Source organism: Providencia sp. PROV004, assembly GCF_011045615.1.
GTDB lineage: Bacteria > Pseudomonadota > Gammaproteobacteria > Enterobacterales > Enterobacteriaceae > Providencia > Providencia rettgeri.
This window is the reverse complement of sequence record NZ_CP042859.1, coordinates 4,163,508-4,176,257: the sequence shown is the minus strand read 5'-3', so window position 1 is coordinate 4,176,257 and position 12,750 is coordinate 4,163,508. Positions and strand designations below refer to the sequence as shown.

At 40.9% G+C, this 12,750-nt stretch carries 13 protein-coding genes; 5 read left to right on the top strand and 8 right to left on the bottom strand.

Features of this window, described 5'->3' with window-relative positions; translation table 11 throughout:
- Nucleotides 1–170 precede the first annotated feature (170 nt).
- On the top strand, nucleotides 171–749 hold the full coding sequence (locus tag FVA69_RS19255) for a hypothetical protein (RefSeq protein WP_164529221.1): 579 nt from the start codon (nucleotides 171–173) through the stop codon (nucleotides 747–749).
- 599 nt (nucleotides 750–1,348) lie between these two features.
- On the opposite strand, the gene FVA69_RS21865 is transcribed toward FVA69_RS19255, so the two are convergent.
- Complete coding sequence (locus tag FVA69_RS21865; RefSeq protein ID WP_164529376.1) at nucleotides 1,349–1,543, bottom strand: hemagglutinin repeat-containing protein; 195 nt, start codon at nucleotides 1,541–1,543, stop codon at nucleotides 1,349–1,351.
- A gap of 252 nt (nucleotides 1,544–1,795) precedes the next feature.
- Between FVA69_RS21865 and FVA69_RS19245 the strand changes: the two genes are divergently transcribed.
- Entirely contained in the window at nucleotides 1,796–2,686 is an 891-nt protein-coding gene (locus tag FVA69_RS19245) for a LysR family transcriptional regulator (RefSeq protein ID WP_004907568.1), read from the top strand.
- Between the two features lie 14 nt (nucleotides 2,687–2,700).
- Nucleotides 2,701–3,585 carry a dihydrodipicolinate synthase family protein gene (locus FVA69_RS19240; RefSeq protein ID WP_117162619.1) on the top strand — a complete coding sequence of 295 codons (885 nt, stop codon included), beginning with the start codon at nucleotides 2,701–2,703 and terminating at the stop codon, nucleotides 3,583–3,585.
- Between the two features lie 63 nt (nucleotides 3,586–3,648).
- Here FVA69_RS19240 and FVA69_RS19235 read toward each other — a convergent pair whose 3' ends face one another.
- Entirely contained in the window at nucleotides 3,649–5,028 is a 1,380-nt protein-coding gene (locus tag FVA69_RS19235) for an MmgE/PrpD family protein (RefSeq protein WP_004907570.1), read from the bottom strand.
- A gap of 77 nt (nucleotides 5,029–5,105) precedes the next feature.
- On the bottom strand, nucleotides 5,106–6,473 hold the full coding sequence (gene purB / locus FVA69_RS19230; RefSeq protein ID WP_109912793.1) for an adenylosuccinate lyase: 1,368 nt from the start codon (nucleotides 6,471–6,473) through the stop codon (nucleotides 5,106–5,108).
- A gap of 392 nt (nucleotides 6,474–6,865) precedes the next feature.
- Between purB and metC the strand changes: the two genes are divergently transcribed.
- Nucleotides 6,866–8,038, top strand: a complete 1,173-nt coding sequence (gene metC / locus FVA69_RS19225) for a cystathionine beta-lyase (protein ID WP_164529220.1) — start codon at nucleotides 6,866–6,868, stop codon at nucleotides 8,036–8,038.
- Nucleotides 8,039–8,075: 37 nt separating this feature from the next.
- Nucleotides 8,076–9,446 (top strand): C4-dicarboxylate transporter DcuC, encoded by a 1,371-nt coding sequence (gene dcuC / locus FVA69_RS19220; protein ID WP_004907576.1) that lies wholly within the window; start codon nucleotides 8,076–8,078, stop codon nucleotides 9,444–9,446.
- Between the two features lie 316 nt (nucleotides 9,447–9,762).
- On the opposite strand, the gene FVA69_RS19215 is transcribed toward dcuC, so the two are convergent.
- The 5 genes from FVA69_RS19215 to FVA69_RS19195 are packed head-to-tail and all read right to left on the bottom strand — an operon-like array spanning nucleotide 9,763 to nucleotide 12,744.
- Nucleotides 9,763–10,629, bottom strand: coding sequence for an MrpH family fimbial adhesin (locus FVA69_RS19215; protein ID WP_004907580.1), 867 nt, complete (start codon nucleotides 10,627–10,629; stop codon nucleotides 9,763–9,765).
- Nucleotides 10,630–10,635: 6 nt separating this feature from the next.
- Entirely contained in the window at nucleotides 10,636–11,166 is a 531-nt protein-coding gene (locus FVA69_RS19210; protein WP_004907582.1) for a fimbrial protein, read from the bottom strand.
- A gap of 18 nt (nucleotides 11,167–11,184) precedes the next feature.
- Nucleotides 11,185–11,697: a fimbrial protein gene (locus tag FVA69_RS19205; RefSeq protein ID WP_042851490.1), complete on the bottom strand. Its 513-nt coding sequence runs from the start codon at nucleotides 11,695–11,697 to the stop codon at nucleotides 11,185–11,187.
- A gap of 2 nt (nucleotides 11,698–11,699) precedes the next feature.
- Complete coding sequence (locus FVA69_RS19200; protein WP_004907589.1) at nucleotides 11,700–12,197, bottom strand: fimbrial protein; 498 nt, start codon at nucleotides 12,195–12,197, stop codon at nucleotides 11,700–11,702.
- A 10-nt stretch (nucleotides 12,198–12,207) separates the two neighbouring features.
- Entirely contained in the window at nucleotides 12,208–12,744 is a 537-nt protein-coding gene (locus FVA69_RS19195) for a fimbrial protein (protein ID WP_226538001.1), read from the bottom strand.
- Nucleotides 12,745–12,750 lie beyond the last annotated feature (6 nt).

The window sequence follows — 12,750 nt, the reverse complement described above, 5'->3', positions numbered from 1 at the left end:
GTTTTTATTATTGATTGTCGTTCCTTAGGTGTAATTATCGAACTCTTTGTCGGGGGCATAATTATGTCATATTTTATTTAACTAATAATATTTTTTGAGCTATATTTAACAAAGTGAACGCTTAGTTTATTTATTCGTATCTCACGCCTTTTTATTTCCGGAGAATTACTATGGTACATAAGAGAACTGACGTTAATTTTCAATCATCTCTTAATGAAAAAGAAGCAAGTCAGGAGTATCTTGCGGGTGATTATATCGGTTTGGAAATTGTTGTGGAATATTACGATTTTGCGCTGGATAATTTTCAGCGTGAAATTTTGCACTGGTTTAAGCCTATCTTTACTTCCGGTAAGTTACAGGTTGGTGTACAGCAGTTAGTGAAAAAGCAGCTTCCTGAGATTAAGCCACATTCTATTGAAGTGAATGTGATACCTGAGATCTTGCCTTTCGATGATGAAAATGGCGATATACTGAGCCTGCTGCAAATCTGCGGTTTAAGAATGACTGACTGGCAGCGCATTCACGCGGGTGTAGAAGTGACCACGCTGCCGCTTTGGCATGGTGAGGAAGAAGAGATCGTGCTCAATTTCTCCCCTAAGGTCCCGGCGGAGGTGATGCAGTATGTGAAACGCCTGCATGGCTGGACAGCCTATACCGGCATCACGGTGAGTGAGATAGACCCAGGCATTATCGCCCATCACGGACTTTTACCGTATATCGCTGAACCGCGACAATCAAAAAATCTATAAATATCAGCTGGTTTTCCTTAAACCATGAGTCCGGCCTTCGCACCATAAGAACATCAAGAGACGTCAACCGACGTCTTTTTTTGTATCTGAAATCCAGTGCTTGCAAGGCTTTCCCCGCATTTTCAGTCAATGCATGTCAACTTAACTCAACCCACATTAACCTCCGAGTGAGTATATACGTCGCTTCGATAATGAATGTATATTCGTCATACTTCGAATTACATGGTTGTTGGCTTCGTTCAGCTATCCGAGTCACATAGTTATCTATGCTCCTCGGCTATCTTCACTAGCTGCCTACACGTAATCCGAATTATTTAGAGTATATGCTTGCTCAGAGGTGAGAGGATAAAGAATATGGCACAATCTACCCGCAGCAGCGGATTGATTATTTAGCTCAGCAATAACAGCGCATAACGCAGCATATGCCATGGCATTCGCGGTTTTATTATCTTCATCTACTTGCTGTTTTATCAATGTCGCTTAGTACGGCGACGAGGCATTTGCCAATGCACCTGCTAAATTATCAACTGCCAGGCCTTGTAGCTGCCTCGACGCTGACCTCTTGTTGTTTGGCATCATAGCCCGGGTCGATTTGGACGCTATCGCCCGTGAGGTTCAAGTCTTTTTGAGCAATCAGTTCCGCCCACATGCAGTTTGTTGCCAGCGGTTAAGCTGACATCGTTTTCTGCGACCACCGAGGAGCCTTTAACGTTCAGGTCGTTCCCTGCGGTAATGGTGACTTTTTTGCCACTGAGCAAGCAGCCTTTTTCACGAGTGGTCTCATCGTGTTGGATAGTGTGCTCACTGCTGGCGCTTAAAAAGCCTTTACTGCTACGCTGTTCTTCGACGGTTTTTTGTTTTCTTAATTCTGCAAGATTAACGTGTTATGGCGGATATTCAAGTGGCCAAATTTATTATTAAGTAGCTACAATTTAGAGCCAAACAATTGAGCTCTAACATAGATTCTTTAAGGCTTTTTTCTTAGTATGTAAATTAAACACTCTTGTTTAATGATATCTTATACCTTAAGAAAAGAGATAACTAAAATGCCAGCTGCTAAACGCCCTATTTTTAATTTGGAGCTTGATTTACTTCGTACTTTTATTGCGGTTGTTGATGGTGCAACTTTTGCCGCCGCTGCAGAATCTGTTTGCCGAACGCAATCAGCGGTGAGTCAACAAATGCAAAGGTTGGAGTCACTCATTGGCAAGGAGTTATTTGTGCGGCAAGGCAGAAACAAAGCATTGACAGATTCTGGTACACAGCTATTGAGCTATGCCCGTCGTATTCTGCGGCTTAATGATGAGGCATGTTTATCGCTAGTTTATGAAGAAATTGACGGGGTATTAAAAATTGGTTCGCCAGATGACACAGCGAATACCATATTACCTGATTTACTAGCCAGATTTTCAGGGGCTTATCCAAATTTGATCATGGATATTATTGTCAAACGTAGCCCATTTCTTATGTCAATGTTAGAGGATAATGAACTCGATTTGGCCATTTCAACCGAGGAACATGTTGGTTACCCTAAAATTGTCTTACGTGTTTCCCCTTCGCTATGGTATTGCGGGAAGCATTTTACCTTTAATTTAGAGCAGCCACTGCCATTAGTTGTGCTAGATGAACCGAGCACTTACCGTGAGATGATGATCAATCACCTCGATCAACAGCAAATACCTTGGCGAATTGCGTACATGGCAACAACATTATCTGGTGCACGTGCTGCGGTTAGGGCAGGATTGGGCATTATGGCGCGTTCAATTGAACTTTCAGGGGAGGATTTACGCATACTCGGTGAAGATGAAGGGTTACCAGCACTTCCGGCAATTCGATATAACTTGTACCTCAACTCAAAAAGCCCAACTAAAGCCGCCCAAATTCTTTTTAACTCATTAAAAAATGAACAAACAGACGTTATCTCCCATAACAACTAAAATTAGGAGTGATTATGACCCATTTTCACGGTATTTTTCCTTATCTTGTTTCACCAGTTGACCAAGCTAAAGGGGTTATTCTTGAATCATCCCTTCGTCATCTAATTGAACATCTTATTTCGAGCGGAGTTCACGGGTTGAGTCCGTTAGGGAGTACAGGTGAATACGCATATTTGTCACAAGAATTGCGAAATGAAGTCGTTCGCATTACGGTTGATCAAGCCGCGGGGCGGGTACCCGTATTAGCGGGGGTCGCCGGTTTCTCAACATCAGATGCGTGTTCACAAGCAGAGCAATATGCCAAGTTAGGTGTGGATGGTATGGTACTGATATCCCAAAAAATGTACCCTCTGAGTGACAAAGCTCAATTGAGTTATTTCCAGACAATAGCAGAGTCTTTTCCTGAAAAATCGATGACGGTCTATACCAATCCTGGTTTATTAGGGGATGTGCTGTCAATTTCTCTTTTGAATGAATTAAGTTATATCCCTAATATCGAATATGTTAAAGATGCATCGAGTAATACTGGAAGGTTATTAACAATGCTCAACACCTTCGGTGAGCGAGTTAAAATTTTTAGTGCTTCAGCTCATATTCCTTTATTAGTCATTAAATTAGGTGGCGTGGGCTGGATGGCGGGTCCTGCCTGTGTATTGCCAAAACAATGTGTTGAACTATATGAGTTGGCCACTAGAGGGGATTGGGATACAGCGTTAGCAAAACAGAAAGAAATGTGGCAAATCAACGAAGCTTTTACGCAATATGCATTAGCATCATGTATTAAAGCATCTTTAAACATTCAAGGATTTAATGTTGGTGACCCGATCCTTCCACAAGAACCTCTCAATGATGTTGCTATTGCTCATTTACAGCAAATTATTGCTCAGTTAAATGAATAATAATAAGGGGAAAGAAAAATAGAAGCCCATTTAGTGTGGGCTTCTATTCGTTAGTCGGTATTATTAAATACCGACACGCAATAACTGTGTGATAGCCTGTATAGTTTTCGTTTCGAAGGACAATACACTTTTAGCAAGCTGCGCAGCTTGTTCATTTTTCATTACCAACTCTGCATTGTCATAAAATTTGCTCACAATATCCTCCAACGACATTGGATTTTGTGGGTTACCGTATTGGATATCTAGTCGTTCCGTTATTGTCTCACCATTAGTTAATGTGACAAAAATTAAGCCGGGAAAATAGGTTGGAAAAGGAATTTCATTTTCAGTGGGATAACGATAACTGACTTTTTTCGCGAGGTTTTGGATATCTGTTCGCTGTAAATTTTGGGCTGAGAGCAAACTTAATGTTAATTTGTCTTCGATAAAGCCTGCGGCAAACAACCACGGGAGGCTAAATTTCGCTGCATAGGCACTCTGAGGAGCCCATTTTTGTTCTGGTGGCTCACAAATTAAGGCAGCTGCAACGGGATCGACAACGCATTCTACTTTAGCAATTTGCTCGAGGGTTATTCCTTGTTGTAATAATCGTCTCCCACAATCGACAGTGGCATGAGCAAAATGGCAAGCAGGGTAGGGTTTAATGGAAACATTCATGAACTGCCAAATATTACCTAAGTCTTGGGTGACTTGCTCGGGATGCGCATTTTCACGAAGACCATGTGTTTGGTACAGGCTATAGCGCCCTTCAAAAATAGTTTCTGGCCCTGTCATTCCGCCTTTAGCTAAACAAGCTGCAATAATGCCTGATTGCGCAGCCCAGCCCGCATGAAAACATTTTGCAGACGAGCTATTGGTTAGGTATTCAGCAACACCACTGGCTTGGCTTCCTGTTAGTCCAAGAGCATGAACCGTTTGTTCCCGAGTTAATTTAAGTAATGAAGATGCACAAGCTGTCGAGCCAAAAATACCAGCTATGGCTGTAGAATGGAAGCCGCGTTGATGGAACCCGCTGTGGCTTGCTAATCCCACTCTGGCAGCAACTTCCCAGCCAATAATCCATGCAGTAATGAGCTCTTGCGTTGTTGCTTGTAAATGTTCGCCGAGTGCAAAGGCGATAGGGGTAAGTACGGCACTACCGTGAGTGATTGAGTCGGTGTGTGTATCATCAAAATCTAATGCATGTGCAGAAATACCATTTACTAAAGCGGCGGTGGTAGTTGAAACGGTTTGGTTACTTCCCCAAATTGGAATTTTTCCTTGATGATCAGGTAAATAAGCGACTCCCTTACGGCATTGTGTTGCACTTTGTTGGAGACTTCCGGCAAGTGCAACGCCTAATGTATCGAGTAAATGATACTTGGCGCGTTCAACAACCTGCGGTGGAATATCAGAAAATGATAGGGATGTGATAAATTGGCTTAGCTGTTGGCTTAATGTCATAGATACCTCCGGTGAATGAAAAAGCCAGCACTTGACTGGCTTTAAGAAAGTAAAGATTTAAACTTTGCTAAAATGAATTAGTCATTAAGCCAACCGGATGCTTTGGTTTGTTCTATTACTCGAGTGACTTGTTCAGGAGCATTTCCCACATAGGTCGTTGGATCTAATAGGGCATCAAGTTCTTCTTGCGTTATATGGTCACGAATGCGCGTGTCACGGTTAATGGCCTCAATAAAAGTGATGCCTTCTTCTTGGCCAGACATAGAAGCTTCATAAACAATTTCATGGGCAGTTTGTTTACCCGCTTTGTCTGATAAAGCAAACATGACGCGCTCAGCGAGCATAAATCCACCTAAAATATCTAAATTTTGGCGCATCTTATCGACATGCACGTTTAATCCCCCTAATACCGTTTTCATGTTATCGAAGATCACCGAAAGCATCAGGCACATTTCTGGCATCACTTTCCATTCCATCTTCCAAATCGCACCATCTCTTTCGTGTTGGTGTTTCATCATGTCGGTAAGCACTGAAAGATTAGCTTTCAATGTATTACTGACACATGCCGCATTTTCGACAATGGCAGGATTACGCTTGTGTGGCATCGTTGAGGAGCCAACTTGACCTTTACTAAAAGGCTCTGAAAGTTCATCAATTTCATTGTGAGCTAATAATAAAATTTCATTGGCAATTTTTCCTAACGTGCCGCTAATTAAACCAATCAGCATGCCATATTCACTAAATCGGTCGCGAGCGGGTTGCCAAGAGATTTCAGGGGTGCCTAAACCGAGCCGATTTAATACACGAACTTCAAGCTCATCTGCTTTGTCGCTCAATGAGGCCTTAGTTCCAACAGCGCCAACAACGCTACCAACGAATAAGCGAGGTTCGATTTCTTTTAATCGTTGATAATGGCGTGCTAATTCCGTTAACCAAATTGCAGTTTTGTGTCCAAAGGTAATCGGTAAGGCTTGTAAGGCTAAGGTTCGTCCTGCCATTGGTGTATTGCGATGCTTTTCGCTTAACGATAATAAAGAACGCCCTAATATTTTGATATCACGTAAAAAAACGTTATGAGCCTCTTTAAGTTGAAGCACTAAGCCTGTGTCCATAACATCTTGTGTCGTGGGGCCAAAGTGGACGTATTCACCAAAATGTTCAGGACAAGCATGTTCTAAACCACGGATGGTTGGAACAAGTGGGTGACGAGTTAAACGCACTTGCTCTAAGATGAAATCCATATCTAATTTTTCCAGTTTTGCTGTATCAGCAATGATCTTCGCAGCTTGCTTTGGAATCAAGCCTAATTCAGCTTGTTCAATTGCTAATGCTGCTTCGTAATCAAGCCAATTTTGCATTCTGACTTTATCAGAAAAAATAGCTCGCATTTCTTCTGTAGACCATAAGTTCTTTAATAATACCGAATCAAAAACACTAGTACCCATAATATTCCCCTGTGTAAGAATAATATTGAAAATTAAAAAGCAATTATTTGTTAGAGAGTTTCTTTATTTATGCAACAAATAATAAAAATAAACACCTTAATAAGATTAATGTTAATTAAAGGCTTTCTTATGTGTTTATAATTTCATTAAAATCAATGTGTTGTATTTTTATTTATTGTTTATTATCTATCGATTTTAATTCTTAATTTTCTCTTAAGTTTTCATTAATTTAATTAATGCTCATTTGTATGATGAAGATCATCTTTTTAAATAAGACATGTTTTAAAAGAAAAGTAATTTGATATACATAATATGAATTAAAAATTATTAAAAATAAATAATCTTCCTTTTAATTATCAGGGGATCTATTCCTATATTTGGAGAAATAAATAATGACATTAAATAAATATACAAAATTGATACATAGTGGACGACAAACTATTACAACATCAGGACCAATCAATCCACCAGTAATGCGAGCGAGCACTATTGTTTTTGATTCAATTAAAAGCTGGCGTGATGTTCGCGATCGCCGCGCAACGGAACGTGTTTTAAGTTACGGTGCGCGAGGTACAGAAACAGCATTTGCACTTGAAAGCTTGGTGACTGAATTAGAAGGAGGTTATAGAGCACAGTTATTTCCTACAGGTCTAGCCGCGATTGCCGTCACTATTATGGGCTATGTACATAGTGGTGGGCATGTATTGTTTGTGGATTCGGTTTATGAGCCTGTGCGCAAAATTGCCGATGCTTTTTTAAAACCAAACAATATTGCCTATAGCTTCTTTAAAACAGATGGCTCAGATTTTGAACAAAAAATTCAGAGTAATACACAGCTTATTTTTGTTGAGTCCCCAGGTTCATTACTTTATGAAATGTTGGATTTACCCGAAATATGCCGCATCGCACATGAACGAGATATCCCTGTCGGCGTTGATAATACTTGGGGCTCAGCATGGCTTTATAACCCACTAGAATTAGGCGCGGATGTTTCTGTAATTGCAGCAACAAAATACCTCTGCGGGCATTCTGATGTGATGATGGGAATTATGGTCGCGACAGAAAAAGCTTGGAAACAAATTGGTGCCTTGCCAGAAGCTTTAGGTCAAGCCAGTAGCCCCGATGATGCAGCTTTAGTTTTACGAGGAATGCGGACTTTAGGGCAGCGATTAGCTGCGCATGGCAAAGCCGCGTTAGCGATTTCACAATGGCTGGAAACGCGTCCTGAAGTGGAAAAAGTCTGGTTCCCTGAATTACCATCTCATCCGCGACATGATCTATGGAAGCGTGACTGCAAAGGTAGTAACGGTTTATTAACCATTGAATTCAAAAAACAATATACCGCGAAGCAAACAGAAAACTTTATTGATGCTTTAGCCCTGTTTGGTATCGGTGCATCGTGGGGTGGGTTCGAAAGCCTCGCACTACCCGCTAACGTAGTCGGTGCAAGAACAGCATCAGATTGGCGTGAAGGCCACGGGCCTTTTGTTCGTTTACATATTGGCTTGGAGTCTGTGGATGATTTGATATCCGATATTACACAAGCATTTTCAACATTAAACTAATAACAATAAAGCTGCACCAATACTGGGGAATTCTTCTATGACAGGTTTAATCATTGCCGCGCTAGTTACAGCGCTGGTTGTTTACCTGCTGGCTCGAGGTTATAAGCCTCAGCCAGTCTTGTTGCTAGGGGGCTTGCTTTTGCTGCTCCTAACCGCATCTTTAGATCTTAATTCATTGTTACCAGAAAACAAAACTACGCATTTTAAGTACTTTGATATCTTCCAAATTTTTACTGATATCATGAGTTCTAGATTAGCAGGTCTAGGGTTAACATTAATGGCGATTGCTGGATTCTCCCGTTATATGGAGCATGTGGGGGCAAGTCGCGCATTATTTGCCATTTTTGAAAAGCCACTAAAGACTATTAAATCACCTTATTTGTTATTAGTGATTTCATTTTTAGTAACGCAAATTCTCGTTATTTTCATTCCAAGCCATGCCGGGTTGGGGATGCTACTAATGGTGACTATGTACCCAATATTAATTCGTTCAGGTATCAGCCCGCTTTCTGCTTTAGCAGTTATCGGTTGTTGCCAATTTATTGACCATGGACCCGGTTCCGGTAATGTCATTATGGCAGCGAAAACAGCAGATATTGAACCCGCCGTTTACTTTGTTCAGTATCAATTACCCGTAACTATCCCTATTATTATCGCAGTGGCAATCACCCATTTCTTTATCCAGCGTTGGTGGGATAAGCGTGAGGGGTTTGTTTTTGACTTGAGCAAAATTGATTCTATTAAAGAAGATAGCGGTAATAAAGTTCCATTGTCTTATGCGTTGTTACCAGTTATTCCATTGATCTTAATTATCGGATTTAGCCCATTATTACATCCATACATTAAGTTGGAAGTCACCACTGCGATGATCATCAGCACTGTCATTGCACTGATTTTTGAATACGTCCGTTTACGTGATGCGAAAGCCGTCATGGACAGCTTTATGTTGTTCTTTGAAGGCATGGGGAAACAGTTTGTTTTAGTGGTTTCTTTGATTGTTTCAGGGGAGTTTTTCGCAAATGGATTACTCAAAAGTGGAGCGGTGGATACGTTAATTAGTGCTGCTCAAGATGCTGGCTTTGGTATCGGGGCGATGATTATTGTTATGAGCGCCATCCTTGCACTTGCGGCGTTCCTAATGGGCTCAGGGAATGCAGCATTCTTCTCTTTTGCTGCATTGACACCGAAAATTGCTGCTTTTCTCAAAGTGGATGTGGTGACGCTCATTTTACCAATGCAGATCATGACAAGCTTTGGACGTACAGTTTCACCTATCACTGCAGCAATTGTTGCAATTGCAGGGATTGCAGGGGTTTCACCGTTTCAAATAGTAAAACGGACGGCAATCCCAATGGCAGTTGCCGCAATAGTTAACCTTGTTGTAACTTTCTACTTCTTATACTTCTAATTAGACTCGCGCATTTATCCCTTAAACTTTTCGTTACTCTTCGGTTTAAGGGATTTTTTTATTGATTGGAGGGCTATTATTCATCCTTTTATCAAAAACTATCATCAATGATAGTATGGGTATGTGAATATTTTTGTCGCAGTAACCGTTGATTGGATTATTAGTAATAAGGTTGATAAATCAGGCACTGAAAGAAATATCAGTGCCTAGATATGAAAAGCAAAACTAATTAATATTCATAAAAGTAGCGTATTTTATTAAAAAATACGCTACTCAACTATCAAGTCAGTGAATTGGGTTAGAAGGTTTTGATTAACTAATTAAATGCAATAATGACGACTGCATTTCCAGTGTAATACCCAGGTGTTACCGTTCCTGATGCATGTAATTCAGAAGTGAATGTAAATGAATTCGCCGCATTATTCCCAGAAATGTTCATGTTCGCGCCATTCCAGCCATTTTGATTATTAATTAATGGATTTGAATAAAAGTTAGAAGTCGAATTTAAATATACATAACGCTCACCCGTGGTTGAACGAGCAAATAAATTGATATTTGTCGCCTGTGTACAAGTGATATTGCCAGAAACTGAGTTTGTTTTACCATTTAAACTCGTGTTACTGAGCGCCCCGTGATTAACAAAAGCAGGCAAAGAAATACTACATGTTTGATTTGTAGGTGGAATTTTACCACAGACGCTACCTGGCCACTGGATTGCATTCCTAACTCCCGGGGTTGGTTTATGGTTAACATAGAATAATCCAATACAAGTCGCATTTGGGCTATCAATGACAAACGATGCACGATAAGGAATTCCTTTTGCACTACGAAAAGCCGCTGCGACTTCTTCCGCTGTTCGATACTGGTTAATTCGAATGCAGTTACCATAATCTAAGCAAGATCCACTCAACGATGGCGCACCAGATGCATACAGAACATCAGGGCCTACCCAGCACTCGGTTGATCCATAACAAGGGTTAGTAACACCACTTGCTTCACTCCAAGAAAGAATGTCCATCTCAACACGAGGCCAAGCTCCAGAGGTCATACTCACAGGCATTACATACGCAATCGCATTGGCAGGGCGAGAAGGAAATAGAGACGCTAATGCGATGATTAATAATAAAATACTCAAACGGCTTGTATTTAACATTCCGTATATTTTTGCTTTTTTCGCATACATAATGATTTACTCATAATCTAATTTGAACGTGGCACTCGCAGCCCATGAACCGAGCACAATTGATTTATTTTGCAATGCAACTGGCTCAGCTCTCACATACGCTTGAAATCGTAGGTCATTATTATTTCCGGTATACAACCCTTGGGTATAACTGCCACTATTAATTTTGATTGCTGTACCGGAAATACTTTCAATACCAACCGCCACACCTGTTGCTTGGCTTCCAGCATCTAACGCTAATAAACCAGGTAAAGCCAAACTTTCTGCGCCCATAAATGTGACTTTCACTTCATGGCCTAACGCTAAATCGCAATTGATTAAGCGAATGGTAAAAGGTTGGCTATTTGTTTGAGTATTCAGATACAGGTATTTATCCACGATCGTTCCGAAATCTAATTCAATCGATTCGTCGCCAGGATAAACGTCACAAGCATCTTCAATTAGCGTGCCATCAAATTCCACATTTGCAGAAAAAGCGGCAGTGGCACCCAAAAACCATAAGCCAAAGGCAAAGCTCATATTACGTTTAATATTCATAGTTATGACTGCCGCCTCCTATTCAAAAATAATGGTTAACGTGCCTGATGCAGTAAAATTATCCCCTACGAGTTCGCTTCCTGAGCGCATGACAGGAACCGCTGAAAGGGATGGTAGTGAAGCCGCATTAATCAAAAAGGGTTCATTCAATGGTTGAGGTTGGCCATTTTTCTGAATTTGAATGCCTAATTTGCCATTATTCAACGGTGTCACCGTTCTTAATGTCGCATTATCAAATCCACTTCCCGCAGGTGTTCCTCCGAATATCAAGCTGATATCCCACGGTTGTGTCATATCGCCAACACAATCTAATTGAAAAGGAATAGATTGCTTGAAGGCGGTACCATTGATTTTTCGTACACCGACTTTACCGAATGAAACCTTTATCGGGTCGTCATGGCTTAATTGGCAAACAGGAGGAATAATTAACGTACCATCAAATGCCCAATTTGCTTGCGCTGAAGATATGGACATCACCATTATAAATCCTGCCATCCAATGCTTAATTTGATTGTTATTCCACATAATCATTCTCACTGATACTCAATTTTCAGTGTTGCCAGCGCTGTAAAAAATCCGCCATCGGTATTGGTAAAATTGGCATTACTGTTTTTTACTGGAGCAACCTCCAAGGTTGGCAGCGCTGTATATAACACATTGAAAGGCTGGTTAATAACTTGCTTAGCATTGTTCACATAAAAGGAAAGCCCGAGTTTTGGGTTACTCGTTTTTAATGCGCCATTGCTATTAAATGATGTTCCATCGCCGACAAGCGTGAGTTTTATAGCGTTTTTCGCTAGATTTGTGCAGCTGAGTCTCATCGGTACAGTACGCTTGTATTGAACTCCATCAATACGCGGAAGCAATATATCGCCAAAATGTATAGTTTCTTGTTGGTTGTTATTCAAAATGCACTCGGGCGGTGTCACCAATAATCGACCTTTTAGCTGGATACCAAGTGTTGCTGCTTGGCTTTGGCTAAACAGGCTAAGCATCATGCAGACCGAGAGAAGATAACGGAATAATTTCATTGATATCATCCTATTGGTAATCCAATACCATCGTAAGATTGCCCGTAAAATCCCCACCTGATGTTAAGTTTACTCCTGTAGGCTTAACGGGGACGGCATACAAAGCAGGCGAACTTCCATAATTAAAATTGAATGTCGCACCATTACTAAGGCGGGTTCCATCACGGTAAATGGCAATACCTAAATTCGGGAGATTGGTTGTCACGGATGACTCACCATTAATTTGCCTATCAGTCCATTTCAGCGTCATCTTTAATGTATTCTTATATAAGCCATTACATATCAAGTTGTAATTAATAGGTGAGCGCCCATAAGCACCATCAATCTTTGCCTGATGTATATCGCCAAAATCTACCGAAGTCGTTGTTGCACCGCCAAGGGTACATTCCGGCTCACCGTATACCGTCACGCGGATTTGGATATTAGTGCTTAGGTTTGCAGCGATAGCATTGTAAGAAAAACTGAGTGAAATCAGAGCACCAAAGAGAATTACCCCAGCGAGGACAAGCGCTTTAAAGCATATCGTAAGAAAATAAGTTCCTCTCATCTCCAT

Coding starts and splice junctions, on each gene's coding strand:
- FVA69_RS19215 (WP_004907580.1), bottom strand. CDS start 10,629: ATGTATGCGAAAAAAGCAAAAATATACGGAATGTTAAATACAAGCCGT.
- FVA69_RS19205 (WP_042851490.1), bottom strand. CDS start 11,697: ATGATTATGTGGAATAACAATCAAATTAAGCATTGGATGGCAGGATTT.
- metC (WP_164529220.1), top strand. CDS start 6,866: ATGACATTAAATAAATATACAAAATTGATACATAGTGGACGACAAACT.
- FVA69_RS19195 (WP_226538001.1), bottom strand. CDS start 12,744: ATGAGAGGAACTTATTTTCTTACGATATGCTTTAAAGCGCTTGTCCTC.
- FVA69_RS19210 (WP_004907582.1), bottom strand. CDS start 11,166: ATGAATATTAAACGTAATATGAGCTTTGCCTTTGGCTTATGGTTTTTG.
- FVA69_RS19245 (WP_004907568.1), top strand. CDS start 1,796: ATGCCAGCTGCTAAACGCCCTATTTTTAATTTGGAGCTTGATTTACTT.
- FVA69_RS19240 (WP_117162619.1), top strand. CDS start 2,701: ATGACCCATTTTCACGGTATTTTTCCTTATCTTGTTTCACCAGTTGAC.
- dcuC (WP_004907576.1), top strand. CDS start 8,076: ATGACAGGTTTAATCATTGCCGCGCTAGTTACAGCGCTGGTTGTTTAC.
- FVA69_RS19255 (WP_164529221.1), top strand. CDS start 171: ATGGTACATAAGAGAACTGACGTTAATTTTCAATCATCTCTTAATGAA.
- purB (WP_109912793.1), bottom strand. CDS start 6,473: ATGGGTACTAGTGTTTTTGATTCGGTATTATTAAAGAACTTATGGTCT.
- FVA69_RS19235 (WP_004907570.1), bottom strand. CDS start 5,028: ATGACATTAAGCCAACAGCTAAGCCAATTTATCACATCCCTATCATTT.
- FVA69_RS19200 (WP_004907589.1), bottom strand. CDS start 12,197: ATGAAATTATTCCGTTATCTTCTCTCGGTCTGCATGATGCTTAGCCTG.